Below are 20191 nucleotides of genomic sequence, written 5' to 3'. Positions count from 1 at the left end.
CAGCGATCGTTTTTTGTCGTGGGGCACTGTGGCCCTTTGTGGCGATGTTATGACTGGCCGGGGCGGGTCAGATGCCTGCGCACGCCTTGCAATGGCGCGTTTACGACATTCGCTGTGGTGTTGGCTTCTTCGCGGGCGCGCCCGCTCCCACAGGGACCGCGCTCACCCTGTGGGAGCGGGCGTGCCCGCGAAGAGGCCAGCACAGGCAACCCAGAATCGAGCCTATGCACAGCTTGTATAGGCAACCGCTGAATCGATGGTTTAGAGTGCTGTTCTGCGTCGTTCACAGGACAGTGCCATGACAGACAAGAGCCAACAATTCGCCAGCGACAACTATTCCGGCATCTGCCCCGAAGCCTGGGCCGCGATGGAAAAGGCCAACCAGGGCCACGACCGCGCCTACGGCGACGACCAGTGGACCGAGCGTGCGTCGGAGTACTTCCGCAACCTGTTCGAAACCGACTGCGAAGTGTTCTTCGCCTTCAACGGCACCGCTGCCAACTCCCTGGCCCTGGCCTCGCTGTGCCAGAGCTACCACAGCGTGATCTGCTCCGAGACCGCCCACGTCGAAACCGACGAGTGCGGCGCGCCGGAGTTTTTCTCCAACGGTTCCAAGCTGCTCACCGCACCCAGCGTCAACGGCAAGCTGACGCCGGAATCGATCCGCGAAGTGGCGCTCAAGCGCCAGGACATCCACTACCCCAAGCCGCGGGTGGTCACCATCACCCAGGCCACCGAGGTCGGCACCGTCTATCGCCCCGACGAGCTCAAGGCGATCAGCGCCACCTGCAAGGAGCTGGGCCTGAACCTGCACATGGACGGCGCGCGCTTCACCAACGCCTGCGCGTTCCTCGGCTGCAGCCCGGCCGAGCTGACCTGGAAGGCCGGCGTCGATGTGCTGTGCTTTGGCGGCACCAAGAACGGCATGGCGGTGGGCGAGGCGATCCTGTTCTTCAACCGCCAGCTGGCCGAAGACTTCGACTACCGCTGCAAGCAGGCCGGGCAACTGGCGTCGAAGATGCGCTTCCTGTCGGCGCCGTGGGTCGGGCTGCTGGAAGATGGCGCCTGGTTGCGCCATGGCGCCCATGCCAACCGTTGCGCGCAGTTGCTGGCGTCGCTGGTGAGTGATCTGCCAGGGGTCGAGCTGATGTTCCCGGTGGAGGCCAACGGGGTGTTCCTGCAGATGCCTGAGCATGCCATTGAAGCACTGCGCGGCAGGGGCTGGCGTTTCTATACCTTCATTGGTAGCGGCGGCGCGCGGTTCATGTGCTCGTGGGATACCGAGGAAGAGCGGGTGCGTGAGCTGGCAGCGGATATCCGCAGCATCATCACCGCCTGACAGATTGCCGGGAGGGCTTCGCCCTCCTTTCGCGACACAAGGCCGCTCCTACAGGGGAACGCATTACCTGTAGGAGCGGCCTTGTGTCGCGAAAGGGCCGCGAAGCGGCCCCGGCAATCTAGAGCTTGAAACCACCCATCTGCCGCGCCAGATCATCGGCCAGCCCACGCAACGCCTGACATTCCTCGCGACACCCCTGCACCTCGGCCGCCGTCTCCCGCGCCAGGTCGGAAATGCCCTGCACCGTCCGGTTGATCTCCTCGGTCACCGCCGACTGCTCCTCGGTCGCCGTGGCCACCTGGTGGTTCATGTCGCTGATGTGCTCCACCTGATCGGTAATCGCGCCCAACGATGTGCCCGTGCGCAAGCTCGATTCAACCCCGCTGCCCGTAGCCTGCTGCCCCGCCTGCATCGAACTCACTGCCGAACCCGCCCCCTGCTTCAGGCGCTGGATCATCTGCTGCACTTCGTCGGTGGACAGCTGAGTACGCCGGGCCAACGTGCGCACTTCGTCGGCCACAACGGCAAACCCGCGGCCCATCTCCCCTGCCCGCGCGGCCTCAATGGCTGCGTTCAGCGCCAGCAAGTTGGTCTGCTCGGAAATACTGCGGATTACCGCAAGCACTTCATCGATCGAGGCAACTTCATCCGCCAACTGGCTGACGGCATCGGCCGCCTTGCCGATATCGCCCGACATGCCCTCGATACCTCGGATCGAACGCTGCACGACTTCGCGTGCCTGCAACGCCTCCTCCCGCGCCGATTGCGAGGCCTGGGCTGCATCGCCGGCGTTACGGGCGATGTCCTGCACGGTCAGGCCCATCTCGTGCACGGCGGTAGCGACCATCTCGGTCATTTCCTGCTGGCGACCGGAGCGTTCGGCCGTGTTATCCACCACCTGGGTGACCTGCTCCACAGCCAGGTGCAGCCGCTGGCTGGTACGCAACACTTCGCCAATCAGGCCGCGCTGGCTGTCGAGGAAGCGGTTGAAACCACGGGCCAGGTCGCCCAGTTCATCCTGGCGGGCATCGTCCAGGCGATGGCTGAGGTCCCCGCTCCCACCGCCAATCTCTACCAGCGCAGCGGTGACGCGGCGAATCGGCCGCACCAGGCCACGCGCCAGCAGTACCACCAGCAGCAGCGAGATCAACGCAACCGCACCGCCGATCAGGCTGGTCAGCCACACCGCCTGACGCATCTGCGCGTAGATTTCCGCCTTCGGCACCTCGGCCACCAAGGTCCAGTTCAAGTCGCGCAAGGGCAACCCCAGCGCCAGATAGTCTTCGCCGTCTCGGCTGAACTGGCCGCTGTGCAGTTGCCCCCCCTTGGCCAATACAGCCCTGGCTGCGTCCTCGCCCATTTGCTCGGCGAGCTGGCGCTTGCCGCTGAAGGCCGCGTCCGGGTGCACCTGGATCAGGCCGTCGTTGCGCACGAGGAAGACCTTGCCGTGCTCGCCGAAGCTGAAGTCGTGGATGAGCTTCGACAGCTCGGTCATGCGCAGGCCCATACCGGCCACACCGACCAGCTTGCCGGCCTTTTCCACCCGGTAATCGATGAACAGCGCCAGTTCGCCCGTGGCATGGTCGATGTCGATATTCACCAGGCGTTCGGCGCCGCTGTCGATGTAGCCGTAGAACCACTTGTCATTGGGGTTGCCACGGCTGAGGACACGGTCAAGGCCATTCTCGTTGTAGTAGTTGCCGGTTTCGGTCGAGGCGAACAGCGTGGTAAATGCATGGTTGCGTTGCTTGGCAGCCTGCAGGTATTCCAGGAATTGCGGGGCTTGAGCGGGATCTTCGCCGGCGGCGAGCCAGTCACGCAGCAGCGTGTTGCCCGCGATGTCAGCCGCAGCCACCAGGGGCTGGCCGAGCATGCGCTCGATGTCGTTGCGGATAGCTTCGATGCTGGCCGGCAAAGCGGTATCGACCAGGTAACGTTCGGTCAGGCGGTTGAGTGCCACCGTAAAGATGATCACAACCACCAGGATGCTCGCCAGCAGGGCAGCGCCCATGCTCGCAATCAATTGCCACTGGATGCTCTTACGCCAGATACGCATGCCCCGCTCCCCGCTCATTATTGTTTTGCGAGAAGTGTATACACTTGCGTATTCAGTTAATCCAGTGATCTGGAACAATCATATGGCGCCTGTGGGAGCGGGTTTACCCGCTCCCACAGGGGGCCAGTGCAGATTCTTACTGTTCGGCGATGGTCCGAACGATGGCGTCCACCGTGGCGTCGATCTGCGCCTGGGTACGCGCGAGGGTCTGCTGGTGTTCCTTTTGCAGTTCAACCTGCTTGGAACACAGATTCAGCGCGGCCAGCACCAGCAACTTGTCGCCGATCAGGGTCGGGTACTGGCGCTTGGTCTCGTTCAGCGCGGTGTTGAGCATCCGCACTGCCTGGGCCAAGGTCTCTTCCTGGCCTTCGGGCGCCTTGATCGAATAGTCGCTGCCGAGGATCGACACGACATTGATCGGCTGCGCTTGCAATCTCATGCGCCGACGACGCCTGCACTGGCGCGGTCAACCAGCGCCTGGATGCGCGCAGCGGTGGCACCGTGCTTCTCTTCCTGCTCCATCAGCGACAGCTGCAGGGTTTCGTTTTCTTCCTTGGCCTGGGCCAGTGCCTGGTCGAGGGTGGTGTTCTGCTCGGTGAGTTGAGCGTTTTTCTGCATCAGGTCGCTGACCAGTTGCTCGAGTTGATTCAGGGAGGCTTCCAGCATGGGTCTATCTCGGGTTGTTGCAAAGGGCGCACACGATAAAGAAAAGCGTGAGCCCCCGCCATTAAATATCGGATTCATAAGGTTTCTACCCCGCAGATTGACAGGGTATCGGGCCCCTTGTTCCGACCTGGATCAACCGCCGGTCAGGTAAATAGTTAGCTGGCTCACATTTTCCCTTGCCCGGGCTCAAGACTGCTCAGTCACGACCGATAGACAGGTAGGTCATATTTCGTCGCACGGACCGCGCCTCCCTATCCCCTTCCGGACTCTTCCCCATGTCTCTACGCAACATGAACATCGCCCCGCGCGCGTTGCTCGGGTTCGCCCTGATCGGCGTGCTCATGCTCGGCCTTGGTATCTTTTCGCTCATGCAGATGGGCAACATCCGACAGGCTGGCGTGACCATCGAAGAAAACAGCGTCCCCAGCATCAAGACCCTGGACGAGCTGACCGCGCTCAACCTGCGCATGCGTACCCTGTCGTACCGGCTGCTGCTCAACCGCGAGCCTGAGACCCTGCGCGACACCCTCAACCTGCTGGACCAGCGCAACGCCCAGATCGACCGCGCCCACCAGGCCTACCTGCCGATGATCGGCGCCGCCAACGAGCGGGCTGCGTTCGACCAGTACACCCAGCTGCTCAGCCAGTACCGCCAGCTCGAGTCGCGCATGCGCAGCCTGAGCCAGGCCGACCGCCTGGACGAACTGCGCGACCTGCTCAACCGTGACCTGCTGGCCAACTCCGAACAGATCAACAAGATCATGGACACTCTGGTGCAGATCAACACTGACCAGACCCGCGTCACCAATGAAACCGCCGCCAGCCAGTATTCCGCCGCCTTCGCCCTGGTGATCGGCCTGTTGATTGCCGCGACCGTGCTGACGTTCCTCTGCGCCTTCCTGCTGACCCGCAGCATCGTCAAGCCGATCGAAGAAGCGCTGCAGGCCGCCGAACAGGTGGCTGACGGCGACCTGACCAAGGTCATCCGCGCCGAAGGCACCGACGAAGCGGCCCGCCTGCAGCGCGCCATGGCCCGTATGCAGGACAAGCTGCGCGACACCCTGCAACTGATCGCCGGTTCCGCCACCCAGCTGGCCTCGGCAGCCGAAGAGCTGAACTGCGTCACCGACGAAAGCGCTCGCGGCCTGCAGCAGCAGAACAACGAGATCGAACAGGCCGCCACCGCCGTCACCGAGATGACCAGCGCCGTGGAAGAAGTGGCGCGTAATGCGGTCAGCACTTCGGAGGCTTCAAGCGAAGCCAGCCGCTCGGCCGGCGACGGTCGTGACCTGGTCATGGAAACCGTGGGTGCCATCGAGCGCATGAGCGGTGACGTGCAGGCCACCGCCAAGCTGATCACTCACCTGGCCGAGCAGTCGCGCGACATCGGCAAGGTGCTCGACGTGATCCGCGGCCTGGCCGACCAGACCAACCTGCTGGCGCTGAACGCGGCGATCGAAGCGGCACGTGCCGGTGAGGCCGGTCGTGGCTTTGCCGTGGTGGCGGACGAGGTGCGGGCGCTGGCCCATCGCACCCAGCAGTCGACCAGTGAAATCGAGCGCATGATCGGCAGCATCCAGGGCGGTACCGAACAGGCGGTGGAGTCGATGCGCACCAGCACCGAGCGCGCCGAGTCGACGTTGAACATCGCCAAGGGTGCGGGCATGGCGCTGGATACCATTGCCGGGGCTGTGGCGCAGATCAACGAGCGTAACCTGGTGATCGCCAGTGCGGCCGAGGAACAGGCCCAGGTGGCGCGGGAGGTGGACCGCAACCTGGTGAACATCAACGACCTGTCGGTGCAGAGTGCTACCGGGGCGCATCAGACCAGTGCGGCAAGTGCCGAGTTGTCGCGCCTGGCCGTAGACCTCAATGGCCTGGTAGCCCGGTTCCGCACCTGAAAGCATTCGCGGGCACGCCCGCTCCCACAAGGTTCACCGCAGACCCTGTGGGAGCGGGCGTGCCCGCGAAGAGTCCAGACTGGCCACTGGATCAGTAATCGATCCGCACATCCCCTTTCGGCACACTGCAGCACGACAGGATGTAGCCCTCGGCTTCGTCTTCCTCGGTAATCCCGCCGTTGTGCTCCATCTCCACTTCGCCGCCCAGCTTGAGCACCTTGCAGGTCCCGCAGATACCCATGCCGCAGGCTTTCGGAATCATCAGCCCGACTTTCGCCGCCGCCGCGTGCACGGTCTCGCCCGGGGCGACGCGGATGCTCTTCTCGCTGCCGATGAACTCCACCAGGTTGAGGTCCGAAGCCGCCACTTCCGGCGCATCGGCCGCCTGTTCGGCATGCTCCACCGCATCGGCCTTGGCTTCCGCTGGCGTCGCGCCGAACGATTCCTCGTGGTAGTTCTTCATGTCGAAGCCAACCGCCTCGAGCATGCGCTTGACTGCGGTCATGTACGGCGTCGGGCCGCAGCAGAAGATCGTGCGCTCCATGTAATCGGGCGAGATCAGCTCCATCAGGCGCTGGTTCAGGTAGCCGCGATAACCCGCCCACGGCTCACCCAGCCCGTGCTTCTCGCAGATGATGTGCAGGCTGAAGTTGGGGATGCGCGAAGCCATCTGCTCCAGCTCGCGGTGGTAGATGATGTCTTTCGGCGAGCGGGCGCTGTGCACGAAGACCATATCGACGTTGGCGTTGGTGTCGTAGAACCAGCGCGCCATCGACATCACCGGGGTAATGCCCACGCCACCGGAAAGGTACAGCACCTTGCCCGCCGGGAAGTCGATGGCGTTGAACAGCCCCACCGGCCCGTGCACCGGCAGCTCGGCGCCTTCGTGCATGGTGTCGTGGAGGAAGTTGGACACCAACCCGCCCGGCACGCGCTTGACGGTGATCGAGAAGCTGTAGGGCACCGACGGCGAACTGGAGATGGTGTACGAGCGCATCACCGGCTTGCCTTCGATCTCCAGCTCCAGGGTGACGAACTGCCCGGGCTTGAAGAAGAACATGATCGGCTGGTCGGCCATGAAGCAGAAGGTGCGCACGTCCCAGGTCTCCTGGATGACCTTGACGCAGCGCACGATGTGGCGGCCGTTGGCCCAGGTCTGGGTGGTGACCGGATTGAGGAAGGTATCGGACATGTTCATCTCCAGCGGCCGACTATGGCCCTTTTTATGGCTTGGATAATGCGCAAGCTTCCGGCTGCGTACATTCCTGCCAGCGACATCGACGTGCTTATCGCGACCAGCCCCGCGCTACAAGGGCTGGCGCGTCGTAATTCAAATCGGCCATGTCGCCCATGGATACGGTTCATGGCGTCTTCGGACGCACACTCCACGGCAAAAGAATTCGCTGTTTTTTCAAGAGCAGCCTTGCGGCACCACAATAACGATTAGCCACCTTTTGCCGGCCGCACGCGGCCCCGAGGAATACACGATGGACGTCACCGCAACCCTGAGCCTGGGCGATCCACTGGAACCTGCACGCAAGGCCACCGCCGAGATGCTGCAGACCCGCGAGCGCACCTACTCGCTGCCCCAGCCGTTCTACACCGACGAGCGTCTGTTCCAGATCGACATGCAGGAGATCTTCCAGAAGGAATGGTTGATCGCCGGCATGACCTGCGAGATCCCGGCCAAGGGCAACTACATCACCCTGCAGATCGGCAAGAACCCGATCCTGGTGGTGCGTGGTGCTGAAGGCAAGGTGCACGCCTTCCATAACGTCTGCCGCCACCGCGGCTCGCGCCTGTGCGTCAGCGACAAAGGCAAGGTGGCCAAGCTGGTCTGCCACTACCACCAGTGGACCTACGAGCTGGATGGCCGCCTGCTGTTCGCCGGCACCGAAATGGGCGCCGACTTCGACATGAAGGAGTACGGCCTCAAGCCTGTGCACGTGAAGGTCGCCGGCGGCTACATCTTCATCAGCCTGGCGGAAAACCCGCCTGCCATCGACGAGTTCCTGGCCACCCTGGACCACTACATGGAACCGTACGACATGGAAAACACCAAGGTGGCGGTGCAGACCACCTTGATGGAAAAGGCCAACTGGAAGCTGGTGCTGGAGAACAACCGCGAGTGCTACCACTGCTCCGGTTCGCACCCAGAGCTGCTGCAGACCCTGCTGGAGTGGGACGACACCAACGACCCGCGCGCCGACCAGGCCTTCAAGGACCATGTGGCCGCGTCCGCCGCCGCCTGGGAAGCCGAGAAGATCCCGTACCTGCACAAGAGTCATGGCCTGCGTAACCGCATCGTGCGCATGCCGCTGCTCAAGGGCACCGTGTCGATGACCATGGACGGCAAGCAGGCCTGCCAGAAGCTGATGGGCCGCATCAAGAACCCGGACCTCGGCTCGATGCGCATCCTGCACCTGCCGCACTCGTGGAACCACTGCATGGGCGACCACATGATCGTGTTCACCGTGTGGCCGATCAGCGCCCAGGAGACCATGGTCACCACCAAGTGGCTGGTGCACAAGGATGCCGTCGAAGGCGTGGACTACGACCCGGAGCGCATGCGCAAGGTGTGGGACGCCACCAACGACCAGGACCGTCGCCTGGCCGAAGAGAACCAACGCGGGATCAACTCCACGGCTTACCAGCCTGGGCCTTACTCGAAGACTTATGAGTTTGGTGTGGTCAACTTCATCGACTGGTACAGCCAGCGGTTGCTCAACAACCTGGGGGCGGAGCCGGCGCCGTATCTGAAGGAAGTGCAGGCGCAATAAACAGGTTTGAACCAGGCAAGCAAGCGATTGGTTGCCTGGTTCTTACCTTCACAGGCGAGTAACGGGCCCCCCCCGGTTTTCACGAATCGTCCGAAGAGCAATGCGACTTAAGGTCAGCACCTGAGTTACTCCTGTCAGAATTCCCAGCGCATCCAAAGCCACACCGGGGATCTGGGCGGGGTTTTCCCACAGATAGGGAGCCACCACTGCCGCGTGCTGCTGGATGTTCACAAGACGCTCCGCGACACCTAGGCCCGTGGCCGCAGCCCCTACCACGATACTGTTCTTTAGCAATGGGATGGCTGGCCCCCCTTGCTCGCCCCAAACCAAAGCAGATGCCACGACTTTCAAAGTCCCCTTGTGAGTCTTGGCTAATACCTGGAGTTGTTGGGGAAGTGAAGGCGCGGAATTCTGCAAACGCCCCTGAACGACTACCTTAAGCGCTGAAAAGACCCCGTCGATGACGTTAAGTGCGCCTTCTACCAAGACTGTCAGGAAGATTGAGTTAGTTACGGAGAACGCGCCATTGCGATCGACTCGATTGACGGGGTCGTTGGAGCAATAGGCATAGGCATTGATGCCACCAACAGCGAATGGGCTCAGAGCATCAGCACTGTGGAATCTCATGAGTCTTGGGTTATAGGTGCGATGACCATTGCCCAAGTGATAGACACCGCTCATTGCGTCACGATGTTCTCCACAGAATGCCAACCCGCTGCGACCCAAACGAGATGAGTGGCCATAAGGCAAATAGTCCATGATCAATACGTCTCCAATGCCAGGGGCCACCTATTGCTGGAACTCGCCTGGCACAGGCTCAGGAATTGGCAATGTTCACAAATGGCTTTCTTGGTCTGTGTGCCTGATGTCATAGGTACTCGTGTGCAGGCCCCAGTGACGGGCAACGGGATCGTTTGCTCTCTCTTCCGCCCCAATTACGACATTCGCCACCCTCCCCGCAAAAGCAACGACAGCACTCCATGCACGAGCGACACCGCGCCCAACAAACCTTGCTGCACTGCCCACCAAATCGAGGCTTGTGGCCTCATAAGCGCCGCGCATCAAGGCATGGCCAGGTCGACGCCCTGCGACAGCAGCCTGATTCCACCAGCGATAAGCAGCACGCCCCTCGTAGATGAGCGCTGCCGAAACGACCAGCGTTCCGGAAACAGCATTTGCGATACTGCCTAATTGAGTAAACATTGGCGCACGAGCGGGATTGATCATTGAGCCAACTGCGGCGGCACGTGCGACCAAACCCGAAACGCCGCCAGCGGTTAAGGCGCGAGGGATGTATTGATCGGTCAGGCGCTGAGTCCGAGAGACCAATCCGGCAGAAGGATTGGCATGGTGATTCCCCCTGAAGCTCACGCCTGCGCCGATCGTTACTGCATTACCGGTCGCAAAGATGCCTTGCACCAGCCAATTCAACCATGACCGCCCAGACGGATCACTGCGATTGATCGGATCACAAGCACAATATGCGTAGGCATTTAGCCCACCCGCTGAGAAAGGGCTCGTGTCATCCGGACTGTGAAAACGCATCAAGCGGGGATTGAATGCACGCCTGCCATTACCAAGCAGATAACAGCCGGTGATTGCATCACGTGGTTGCCCAGTGAACCCCAAGACTGGACCACCTTGATCAGCACGATAACCGTAAGGTGTATAGGCGCGCATGGACGCTTCGACTTCAGCGAACATTGAACGGTTGTGATAGGTCGTTAACAAACGAACAGGAGGCATATTTTTGCGTTCGCGTTACAGGAGTCTGTCAACGACAAAACTAATCGGGTTTGCCAGCTTGCGAAACTGGCAGAAATGCTAGGTGCTCAGGTGTGTACTCTTTGCTCGATCAGACGAACGCGTGGATTCTGCCGGCAGACCAATAAAGCAGACAGTTTATCCACAGCCCTCTCTATAGCAGTTGTGGTAATGGCGATCCTTGTGCGGGCGCAGCGCTTTTCACACCACTGTACAAAATTTGCTCAATTCCCTGGAAGCCTTATTCCATAAGGCCTGCTGGTAAACTCGAACACCTTGTCCACAGATCGATGAACAGAAATTCTTAACAACTCCCTAAACTGCTCGTCTCGCCTTGTGCATAAGTACCTGATACGCCCAATTCACACGGTATCCAGCGTTGCCAACTGACAAATGATCGTTTTTTGATCAAATTGCCATAGGCCTTGAATCACGGTGCCTGCCAACGAGTCCAAACATGTTATCCACAAGGTCACCAACAGTGATTGTGGGCAATCTATGAAGGCGCAACCTCAGATCTGGGAAAGCGCTCATCCAAAAGCCTGTTCATTTTCTGATCAAGTTCTTGGAGCCTTTTAAATACGCTGGCTTCAGCAAATCACAAACACTTTATCCACACCTTGGCGAACAGATTCCGTGGGCAAAACCACAGAGACCTAGCATTTTTGCCAGTATCCCTGAAATCCACCGTATGTTTGAGTGAAAGCCATCATTTAGACATCACTCGAAGGAACGACTTATGCACAGCCGCCAGACAGGCTCTGTGAAATGGTTTCATGACGGTCACGGGATGGGCGTGATCAGTGCCGAGGGACAGCAGGCGGACTACCTGGTGCTGCGCTGTGCAACAAGAAACGAGGGATTGTCGGCGGGGCAGAGGGTGTCATTCGAAGCGGTGACCGAAGGGCTGGCGAACTGGGCGTTCAACGTGGTCCGGCAATAACCGCTTTTTGTAGGAGCGGCCTTGTGTCGCGAAAGGGCTGCGTAGCAGCCCCAGGATATCAGCGCAGTTGCACATATTGCCGGTGCTGCTTTGCAGCCCTTTCGCGACACAAGGCCGCTCCTACAAAAAAAGCGCGGTCAGGCTTAGCGCAACACGCCCTCCTCCACCAGCAGCTTGAGGATGGCTTCAGCGCCTTCCTGTGGAGAAACATCCTTCAGCACCTTGCCGCCGCCACCACTGGCCTTGGCCGTGGCGGCCTTCATCCGGTCCGCGCCGCTCTTGGCCTTGATCACCTTGAGCCGCTTGGGCCGTGGCCTTGCCGGCTGCAGCTCGGCTTCGGCCAGCAGTTCATCCTCGATAATCGTCACGTTGCGCGCCGCCAACACTCCCCGGCGTGCCGGGCCGAAGGCGCTCTGGCGCGGTTTGGCCGCAGCGTTATCCACAGTTGCGAGCAACGGCAGGCGCACCTTCAGACGGCGCCGTTGGCCACGTGGCAGCGCTTGCAGCACCTGGGCAGTACCGTTGTCGATCGACTCCACTTCGGCCAGCCCCACCACCAGCGGCCAGCCGAGCTTCTCGGCCAACAGGAACGGCAGCATGCCCGACCCTTCACCGGTCTCGGCCTGGCTGCCGGTCAGCACCAGCTGGGCGCCAGCATCGCGCAGGTAATCCCCCAGCACGCCCAGCACATCGGCGCCAGCCGGCTGTTCCAGCACATCCAGGTGGTCCAGGCCCATGCCCAGGTAGGCGCGCAGCGCCTCTTCCCGCGGGTCGCCGGCATGCACCACCTGCAAGTTATCCCCAGCCAGCTGCAAGCCCAACTCCACGGCGCGGGCATCCTGCTCGGCGCGGCGGGCGCGGCCGGAGCTGGGGTGGGCACCAATGGAAACCAGGCTGATCACTTTCGTACTCATGCTCGTGCCCTTATGCCGCGTCGCGCTGGCCGCCGCTGCGGAAGTTGTCCACAGCCTCGATCAGTGCCTGGAGAATCGCCGAACTGTCGCCAATCACCGACAGGTCGGCCCGTTTGATCATGTCGCAGCCTGGGTCCATGTTGATCGCCACCACCTTGTCGCAGGCGCCGATGCCCTGCAGGTGCTGGATCGCGCCCGAGATACCCACAGCCACATAGACCCGCGCAGTCACCCAGGTACCGGTGGCACCGACCTGGCGGTTGCGCGGCATGAAGCCGTCGTCCACCGCCACCCGCGAGGCGCCTTCGGTGGCGCCGAGGGCCGCCGTGGCCTTGTGGTACAGGTCCCAATCCTTGACGCCGTTGCCGCCCGAGACAATGAATTCGGCCTCGGCCATGGCGATGGTCGCCGGGTCGACGGCCACCGAGCCCAGGTCCTCGATGCGCGACAGGCTGCGCACCACGCTTGTGGACAACTCCACCGGCAGCGCTTCGTGACGGGTTTCGCTGACCGGCTCGGCACACTCCGCCGCGCCCAGGATCAGCCGCGGCACGGCGCGCTGCAGGTCTTGCTGGCCAGCACCGGCACGGCCGATGCACTGGCCGTCCTTGACCTGCCAGACCCGCGTCGCCGGGCGCTCGCCAAGCGACGCGCCGAGGCGCCGCCCCAGCTCACCGCCACCGCTGCGGCTGTCGGGCAGCAGCCAGTGGCGCGGGGTGAACTGGTTATCCACAGCACGCAGGCCCTGGACCAGTTGCTCCGGTGCATAACCTTCAAATTCTTCGCCTTCGAGCACCAGCAGGCGGTCGACGCCGGCTGTGGAAAAGTTGCTCTCCTTGTGTTCACCAAACACCACCGCCAGCACTGCGCCGTCGCTGCCAGCCAGGCCGTGGGCCAAGCCCAGCAGGTCGCGGTCGTGGCTGCTCAGGCGGCCGCCAACCATGTCCGGCACCACGGCGATGTAGAACGCCGGCGCCGGTACCTGATGCAGCGGCAGCTGCACTTCGGCTGCCGCCGTGCGCCGCCCGCCGACACCCGTGCCCTGCTGGGCGCCGCTGCGGTCGATGCGTTTGAGGCCGGCCGGGCCGATGAAACCTGCGGCGATGGCATGGGGGTTCTTGCGAATGAGGCCGTTGGGCCCCATCCAGCGGGTCTGTTGCGTCTGCATCGCCGCGTGCAGCGGATGCAGACGGTTACGGGCGATCCACTCGGCGCGTGGATCGCGGCGGATGATGTCGCTCATCAATGCACCTCCGCAGTTTCGCGTTTAACCGTTGGCGACTTTGGGGCCGCAGGGGTTTCCTCTTCGATCAGCACATCGGCCACCAGCTCGGCGAGGTCCTTGATCTGTGGGCGCGGTTCGACCACGCCTTCGAGCATCGCGGTGCACTGCGGGCAACCCACGGCCACCAGCTCGGCCTGGGTCTCGCGGATGTCGTCCATGCGCATGTCCGGAATCCGCTGCTTGCCCGGGATGTCGGTGATCGGCGCACCGCCACCGCCACCGCAGCAACGGGAACGGAAGCCCGAGCGCTCCATTTCGCGCACTTCGATACCCAGCGCCTTGAGCACTTCACGCGGGGCTTCGTATTCGCCGTTGTAGCGGCCCAGGTAGCACGGGTCGTGGTAGGTGACGCTGCCGCCCTTGTGCTGGCCGAGGTTCAGCTTCTTGGCCGCGATCAGTTCGGCGATGTAGGTGCTGTGGTGCAGGACCTGATACTCGCCACCCAGAGCGCCGTACTCGTTCTTCAGCACATGGAAGCTGTGCGGGTCGCAGGTGACGATGCGCTGGAACTTGTACTTGGCCAGGGTCTGGATATTGCGTTTGGCCAGTTGCTGGAAGGTCGCTTCATCGCCCAGGCGGCGCGCCACGTCGCCGCTGTCGCGCTCTTCCAGGCCGAGCACGGCAAAGTCCACGCCCGACGCCTTGAGCACCTTGACGAACGAACGCAGGGTGCGCTGGTTGCGCATGTCGAAGGCACCGTCACCGACCCAGAACAGCACTTCGGTGGACTTCACCTCCGACAGCAGTTGCAGGTTGAGGTCGGCTGCCCAGTTCATCCGCCCGCCCGGGGCGAAGCCGCCAGGGTTGTCGGTGGCGATCAGGTTTTCCAGCACCTCGGCGCCCTTGTTCGGGGTCGCGCCCTTTTCCAGGGTGAGGTGGCGGCGCATGTCGACGATGGCATCGACGTGCTCGATCATCATCGGGCATTCCTCGACGCAGGCGCGGCAGGTGGTGCACGACCACAGCGTCTCGGCGTCGACCAGGCCGTTGACGATCGGCTGGTGCGGGTTGCCGCTGTGCTCGCCGATCGGCTTGCCGGGGTACGGGCTACCGGCAAAATTGGCATCGCTGCCGCCGGCCAGGCCGATGACCATGTCCTGGATGAGCTTTTTCGGGTTCAGTGGCTGGCCGGCCGCGAATGCCGGGCACATCGCTTCACATTTACCGCACTGCACGCAGGCGTCGAAGCCGAGCAGCTGGTTCCAGGTGAAGTCCACCGGTTTTTCCACGCCCAACGGCGCGCTCGGGTCTTCCAGGTCCAGCGGCTTGAGGCCGGTGGAACGCCCGCCCCCGAAGCGTTCGGCGCGGCGGTGCCAGGCCAGGTGCAGGGCACCGGCGAAAGCGTGCTTCATCGGGCCGCCCCAGGTCATGCCGAAGAACAGCTCCGACACACCCCACAGCACGCCCAGGCCGAGGATGCCGACCATGACCCAGCCGCCAGTGTTGGCCGGGAGGATGCCGGCAACCGGCAAGGTGGCGATGAAGAAGCTGGCGGCGAACACCAGCAGGCTTTTCGGCAGGCGCATCCACGGGCCCTTGGACAGGCGCGAAGGCGGGTTCAGGCGGCGCTTGAAGACGAAGATGGCGCCGGTGAACATGATCACCGTGGCGACCAGCAGCGCGTAGCCGAGGATCTTGCTCTGCAGGCCGAAGCCGTGCACCAGGATCGCCAGCAGTGCGGACAGCACGAAGCCGCCAGCGGTGGCCACGTGGGTCTTGGACATGTACTTGTCGCGCTCGACCACGTGGTGCAGGTCGACCAGGTAGCGCCGCGGCATGGCCAGCAGGCCGCCGATCAGGTTGACCTGGCTCGGCCGACCACGCCGCCACATGCGCACCCGGCGCAGGGCGCCGAGCACTGCCAGGCCAAGGGCAGCGAACAGCAGGATGGGTAGAAGGGTGTTCAACATGGGAGGCTCCCACAACAGCGGTTGCAAGGGGTTCAGGCCCCTGGAATCCTGCACCGGCCCTGTGGGAGCGGGCGTGCCCGCGAATGCGTCAGATCAGACAACTCTGTTGTTCATGCTGACGCTTTCGCGGGCACGCCCGCTCCCACAGGGGCCGGTGTGTGCCAACAGATCGATCAGAAGTCCTTGCACAGGCGCAAGGCGTCGTAGATCGCCGCATGCACGTTGCGCTGGGCCACGCAGTCGCCGATGCGGTACAGCAGGTAGCCCTCGCCCGGCTGGCTGAGGATCGGTTGTGGCTTGATGGCGAACAGCGCCTCCACGTCGATCTGGCCCTTGTTGCGCGAACCTTCCTTCAGCGCGTAGTACAGCTGCTCGTCAGGACGCACGCCGTTTTCCACCACCACCTGGTCGACCACGCGTTCTTCCTTGGCGCCGGTGTATTCGTTCTCCAGCACCGCCACCAGCTTGTCGCCTTCGCGGTAGACCTTTTCCAGCATCATGTCGCCGGTCATGATCACTTCTTTCGGGTACATGCTGCGGTAGTAGGTCGGGAAGGTGGTACCGCCCATGGCCACGCCCGGCTTGATGTCGTCGGTGACGATCTCGACCTGGCTGCCCTTGTCGGCGATGAAGTCGGCCACCGACATGCCGGTGAATTCGCAGATGGTGTCGTACACCAGCACGTTCTTGCCCGGCGCGACCTTGCCGTCGAGCACGTCCCAGCTGCTGACCACCAGCCCTTCGGCGGCGCCCCAGTGCTCGTTCTGCTCAAGGAACGAATGGCCACCCACCGCCAGCACGATGACGTCCGGGCGCAGGTCCTGGATGGTCGCCACGTCAGCGGCGGTGCCCAGGCGCAGGTCGACCTTCAGGCGCGCCAGCTCCAGCTGGTACCAACGGGTGATACCGGCAATCTGGTCACGCTGTGGTGCCTTGGCGGCGATGGTGATCTGCCCGCCGATCTGGTCTTTCTTCTCGAACAGGGTCACGTCGTGGCCGCGCTCGGCTGCCACGCGGGCCGCTTCCATGCCGGCGGGGCCGGCGCCTACCACCACCACCTTGCGCTTGACGCCGGTGGTCTTCTCGATGATGTGGGGCACGCCCATGTATTCACGGGAGGTCGCGGCGTTCTGGATGCACAGCACATCCAGGCCCTGGTACTGGCGGTCGATGCAGTAGTTGGCACCGACGCACTGCTTGATCTGGTCGATCTGGCCCATCTTGATCTTGGCGATCAGGTGCGGGTCGGCCATGTGCGCACGGGTCATGCCGACCATGTCCACGTAGCCGCCTTCCAGAATGCGCGTGGCCTGGTTCGGGTCCTTGATGTTCTGCGCGTGCAGCACCGGGACCTTGACCACTTCCTTGATGCCGGCCGCCAAGTGCAGGAACGGCTCCGGCGGGTAGCTCATGTTGGGGATGACGTTGGCCAGGGTGTTGTGGGTGTCGCAGCCCGAGCCGACCACACCGATGAAGTCGAGCATACCGGTGGCGTCGTAGTACGCGGCGATCTGCTTCATGTCCTCGTGGCTGAGGCCATCGGGGTGGAACTCGTCACCGCAGATACGCATGCCGACGCAGAAGTCGTCACCGACTTCGGCACGCACGGCCTTCAGCACTTCCAGGCCGAACTTCATCCGGCCTTCGAAGGTGCCGCCCCATTCGTCGGTACGCTTGTTGACCCGCGGGCTCCAGAACTGGTCGATCATGTGCTGGTGCACGGCCGACAGTTCCACGCCGTCCAGGCCGCCCTCCTTGGCACGCCGCGCAGCCTGCGCGTAGTTGCCGATCACGCGCCAGATCTCTTCCACCTCGATGGTCTTGCAGGTGGCGCGGTGCACGGGTTCACGGATGCCCGACGGCGACATCAGGGTCGGCCAGTTGAAGCCGTCCCAACGCGAGCGGCGGCCCATGTGGGTAATCTGGATCATGATCTTGGCGCCGTGCTTGTGCATGGCGTCAGCGAGGTTCTGGAAGTGCGGGATGATGCGGTCGGTCGACAGGTTGACCGAGGCCCACCACTCCTGCGGGCTGTCGATGGCGACGACCGACGAGCCGCCGCAGATCGCCAGGCCGATGCCGCCCTTGGCCTTCTCTTCGTAGTACTTCAGGTAGCGGTCGGTGGTCATGCCGCCGTCAGTGGCGTAGACCTCGGCGTGCGCGGTGCTGAGTACACGGTTGCGGATGGTCAGTTTGCCGATCTGGATCGGCTGGAACATTGCTTCGAATGCCATGACGCTATCTCCGGCTTACAACGGCTTTGTAACGAACAGGCCATCTTCGTGGCCTTCTTCCGACCCGCCGTAGACCTGTTCGGCCACGGTGCGGATCTTGCTGCCGCGGGCAGCGAGAATCTGGTCCATGGCGCCGGCAAACCAGCCGGTGAACATGTAGTCGACCTTGCGCCCGCACTTGCCATAGACGTACACGAACGCGGAGTGCTTGAGCTTGACGCTGCAGGTGCCTTTATCCAGGTCGATGTCCTGGATCTCGAACAGGCCCCAGCCGCGCTGGGACAGGCGCTTCATGTAGTGCTCGAACACCGCCACGCCTTCCAGGCCATGGCATTCGGCTTCCTTCTCGCACCAGTGCCAGGCGGACTTGTAGCCGGCCTTGTAGAGGATCTCGGCGTAGGCGTCGGCGCCCAGCACTTCCTCGATGCCGATGTGGTTGTTGACGAAGAAATGGCGCGGCACATACAGCATCGGCAGGGCGTCGCTGGTCCAGACACCGGTCTCGCTGTCGACTTCGATTGGCAATTGCGGGGCGATCTTGGCCATGGAAACTCAACTCCATAAAATTTTTATGTGGGTGCCCCGGCGTTGCTGGCAGGGGCTATCAGGCTTGGAGAGCGGCTTACTCGCCCCAGACGTCCTTGAGGACGTTGACCCAGTTCTCGCCCATGATCTTGCGTACCACGCGCTCGGAATGGCCGCGCTTGAGCAGGGTCTCGGTGAGGTTGGGGAATTCGCCGACAGTGCGAATGCCCAGCGGGTTGATGATCTTGCCGAAGTTGGTCAGGCGACGGGCGTAGCCCTTGTCGTGGGTCAGGTACTCGAAGAAGTCCTGGCCGTGGCCCTGGGTGAAGTCGGTACCGATACCGATGGCGTCTTCACCGACGATGTTCATGGTGTACTCGATGGCCTCGGCGTAGTCGTCGATGGTCGAGTCGATGCCCTTGGCCAGGAACGGCGCGAACATGGTCACGCCGACGAAGCCGCCGTGGTCGGCGATGAATTTCAGTTCGGCGTCCGACTTGTTGCGCGGGTGTTCCTTCAGGCCCGAAGGCAGGCAGTGGGAGTAGCAGACCGGCTTCTTCGATTCGAGGATGACTTCCTCGGAGGTCTTGGAGCCGACGTGGGACAGGTCGCACATGATGCCGACGCGGTTCATCTCGGCGACGATCTCACGGCCGAAGCCCGACAGGCCGCCGTCACGCTCGTAGCAACCGGTGCCGACCAGGTTCTGGGTGTTGTAGCACATCTGCACGATGCCCACGCCCAGCTGCTTGAACACGTCGACGTAGGCGATCTGGTCTTCGAACGCATGGGCGTTCTGGAAGCCGAAGAGAATGCCGGTCTTGCCCAGTTCCTTGGCCTTGCGGATGTCGGCGGTGGTGCGCACCGGCATCACCAGGTCGCTGTTGTCACGGATCAGCTTCTGGCTGGCGGCGATCTGGTCGACCGTCGCCTTGAAGCCTTCCCAGACCGACACCGTGCAGTTGGCCGCAGTCAGCCCGCCTTTGCGCATGTCCTCGAACAGCTCGCGGTTCCATTTGGCAATGATCAGGCCGTCGATGACGATGCTGTCGGCGTGAAGTTCGGCTGGGCTCATCAGGCTGTCCCCTTTGTTGATTTGGGCCGCGCCGAATCTTCTGCCGGCGCTTTGGGGCCAGCATATGCCTGTGCCCAAAGGCGCCCCGATGCAAAAACGACAGGGGGTTTGCCGAAAGCGTCAATGCGCGACATCGCGGCCTCTGGCACGCCGCCTGGGGATGAGAGACAGTCTCGATAACGACATCTCACGCCGTTTCATGAACATTTCGTCAGGGAGCTATCGTCTTCTCTGCGGCTGAGCGAGAATCCAGCCGATTCGTCAGCCTGTTAAGGAGAAAACGGATGAAATCAATGGCATGGCTGGTACTGCTGGCGGTCGTCTCGGGCGCCCACGCCGGCGAGGAAGAAAGCACTCCGTGCGACAACGTCGAGAGCGACCAGCAGACCTTCGCTTGCGCGGCATTCAACAAGCAGACCGCCGAGCGCGAATTGAAATCGGCGTATGACGACCTGATCCAGCGCATTCGCGACCAATATGCCGACGAAGGCGACAAGGCCACGGCCCTGGTCGGGCGCATGGAGGCCGCCGAGAAGCTGTGGGCGCAGCTGCGTGATGCCGACTGCAAGGTCGAGACCTATGCCGAGAAGCCTGGCAGCAAGGCGTTCCAGGCCGCCTGGGATACCTGCGTGGCACAGCGCAGTGATGATCGCTCGGAGTACCTGCAGTCCATCGGCCAGCAGTAGCCCTGCACTGACCCTGTGGGAGCCGCGCTTGCCGGCGATGGGCCGCAAAGCGGCCCCGGCAATTTATGTAACAACCTTGAAATCGCGGGGCCGCTTCGCGGCCCATCGCCGGC

The 20191-nt window shown here is 62.6% G+C and carries 17 protein-coding genes; 5 read left to right on the top strand and 12 right to left on the bottom strand.

Annotated features, from left to right (window positions below; translation table 11 throughout):
• Positions 1 to 298 precede the first annotated feature (298 nt).
• Entirely contained in the window at positions 299 to 1339 is a 1041-nt protein-coding gene (locus J7573_RS18685; protein WP_294338527.1) for a low specificity L-threonine aldolase, read from the top strand.
• A gap of 118 nt (positions 1340 to 1457) precedes the next feature.
• On the opposite strand, the gene J7573_RS18680 is transcribed toward J7573_RS18685, so the two are convergent.
• The 3 genes from J7573_RS18680 to J7573_RS18670 form a co-directional block, all read right to left on the bottom strand.
• Positions 1458 to 3395 carry a methyl-accepting chemotaxis protein gene (locus tag J7573_RS18680; RefSeq protein WP_294338525.1) on the bottom strand — a complete coding sequence of 646 codons (1938 nt, stop codon included), beginning with the start codon at positions 3393 to 3395 and terminating at the stop codon, positions 1458 to 1460.
• 136 nt (positions 3396 to 3531) lie between these two features.
• Positions 3532 to 3834: a cell division protein ZapA gene (locus J7573_RS18675; protein WP_294338522.1), complete on the bottom strand. Its 303-nt coding sequence runs from the start codon at positions 3832 to 3834 to the stop codon at positions 3532 to 3534.
• A complete protein-coding gene (locus J7573_RS18670; protein ID WP_110639187.1) occupies positions 3831 to 4061 on the bottom strand; it encodes a hypothetical protein in 231 nt (76 codons plus the stop codon). The genes J7573_RS18675 and J7573_RS18670 overlap by 4 nt, the downstream gene beginning before the upstream one ends.
• A 275-nt stretch (positions 4062 to 4336) precedes the next feature.
• On the opposite strand from J7573_RS18670, the gene J7573_RS18665 reads away from it, so the two are divergent.
• Positions 4337 to 5962, top strand: coding sequence for a methyl-accepting chemotaxis protein (locus J7573_RS18665; RefSeq protein ID WP_294338518.1), 1626 nt, complete (start codon positions 4337 to 4339; stop codon positions 5960 to 5962).
• Between the two features lie 91 nt (positions 5963 to 6053).
• On the opposite strand, the gene gbcB is transcribed toward J7573_RS18665, so the two are convergent.
• On the bottom strand, positions 6054 to 7154 hold the full coding sequence (gene gbcB / locus J7573_RS18660; protein WP_294338517.1) for a glycine-betaine demethylase subunit GbcB: 1101 nt from the start codon (positions 7152 to 7154) through the stop codon (positions 6054 to 6056).
• A gap of 295 nt (positions 7155 to 7449) precedes the next feature.
• Here gbcB and gbcA point away from each other — a divergent pair, with 295 nt between their 5' ends.
• Positions 7450 to 8742 (top strand): glycine-betaine demethylase subunit GbcA, encoded by a 1293-nt coding sequence (gene gbcA, locus J7573_RS18655; protein ID WP_294338514.1) that lies wholly within the window; start codon positions 7450 to 7452, stop codon positions 8740 to 8742.
• 48 nt (positions 8743 to 8790) lie between these two features.
• Here gbcA and J7573_RS18650 read toward each other — a convergent pair whose 3' ends face one another.
• Together J7573_RS18650 and J7573_RS26330 are read right to left on the bottom strand one after the other, a co-directional pair.
• The gene (locus J7573_RS18650; RefSeq protein WP_294338512.1) at positions 8791 to 9501 is read right to left on the bottom strand and encodes an RHS repeat-associated core domain-containing protein; all 711 of its coding nucleotides are present in this window, start codon (positions 9499 to 9501) and stop codon (positions 8791 to 8793) included.
• A 75-nt stretch (positions 9502 to 9576) separates the two neighbouring features.
• Positions 9577 to 10446 carry an RHS repeat-associated core domain-containing protein gene (locus tag J7573_RS26330; RefSeq protein ID WP_363264154.1) on the bottom strand — a complete coding sequence of 290 codons (870 nt, stop codon included), beginning with the start codon at positions 10444 to 10446 and terminating at the stop codon, positions 9577 to 9579.
• A gap of 799 nt (positions 10447 to 11245) precedes the next feature.
• On the opposite strand from J7573_RS26330, the gene J7573_RS18640 reads away from it, so the two are divergent.
• The gene (locus J7573_RS18640) at positions 11246 to 11449 is read left to right on the top strand and encodes a cold shock domain-containing protein (protein WP_294338510.1); all 204 of its coding nucleotides are present in this window, start codon (positions 11246 to 11248) and stop codon (positions 11447 to 11449) included.
• A 143-nt stretch (positions 11450 to 11592) separates the two neighbouring features.
• Here the strand turns inward: J7573_RS18640 and J7573_RS18635 are convergent, their stop codons facing one another.
• From J7573_RS18635 to J7573_RS18610, 6 genes are all read right to left on the bottom strand, one after another.
• Positions 11593 to 12363 carry an electron transfer flavoprotein subunit beta gene (locus tag J7573_RS18635; RefSeq protein ID WP_294338508.1) on the bottom strand — a complete coding sequence of 257 codons (771 nt, stop codon included), beginning with the start codon at positions 12361 to 12363 and terminating at the stop codon, positions 11593 to 11595.
• A gap of 10 nt (positions 12364 to 12373) precedes the next feature.
• Positions 12374 to 13606, bottom strand: a complete 1233-nt coding sequence (locus J7573_RS18630; protein WP_294338505.1) for an electron transfer flavoprotein subunit alpha/FixB family protein — start codon at positions 13604 to 13606, stop codon at positions 12374 to 12376.
• Positions 13606 to 15558 carry a dimethylglycine demethylation protein DgcB gene (dgcB, locus tag J7573_RS18625; RefSeq protein WP_294338503.1) on the bottom strand — a complete coding sequence of 651 codons (1953 nt, stop codon included), beginning with the start codon at positions 15556 to 15558 and terminating at the stop codon, positions 13606 to 13608. The genes J7573_RS18630 and dgcB overlap by 1 nt, the downstream gene beginning before the upstream one ends.
• A gap of 173 nt (positions 15559 to 15731) precedes the next feature.
• Entirely contained in the window at positions 15732 to 17792 is a 2061-nt protein-coding gene (dgcA, locus tag J7573_RS18620) for a dimethylglycine demethylation protein DgcA (RefSeq protein WP_294338502.1), read from the bottom strand.
• A 15-nt stretch (positions 17793 to 17807) separates the two neighbouring features.
• Positions 17808 to 18338, bottom strand: a complete 531-nt coding sequence (locus tag J7573_RS18615) for a DUF5943 domain-containing protein (RefSeq protein WP_008091518.1) — start codon at positions 18336 to 18338, stop codon at positions 17808 to 17810.
• A 76-nt stretch (positions 18339 to 18414) separates the two neighbouring features.
• On the bottom strand, positions 18415 to 19392 hold the full coding sequence (locus J7573_RS18610; protein WP_009682902.1) for a dipeptidase: 978 nt from the start codon (positions 19390 to 19392) through the stop codon (positions 18415 to 18417).
• A 284-nt stretch (positions 19393 to 19676) separates the two neighbouring features.
• Between J7573_RS18610 and J7573_RS18605 the strand changes: the two genes are divergently transcribed.
• Complete coding sequence (locus tag J7573_RS18605) at positions 19677 to 20078, top strand: lysozyme inhibitor LprI family protein (protein ID WP_294338479.1); 402 nt, start codon at positions 19677 to 19679, stop codon at positions 20076 to 20078.
• Positions 20079 to 20191 lie beyond the last annotated feature (113 nt).

Origin of the sequence: Pseudomonas sp., assembly GCF_017744435.1 — a bacterium.
GTDB lineage: Bacteria > Pseudomonadota > Gammaproteobacteria > Pseudomonadales > Pseudomonadaceae > Aquipseudomonas.
This window is presented reverse-complemented; position numbering and strand designations above follow the sequence as displayed.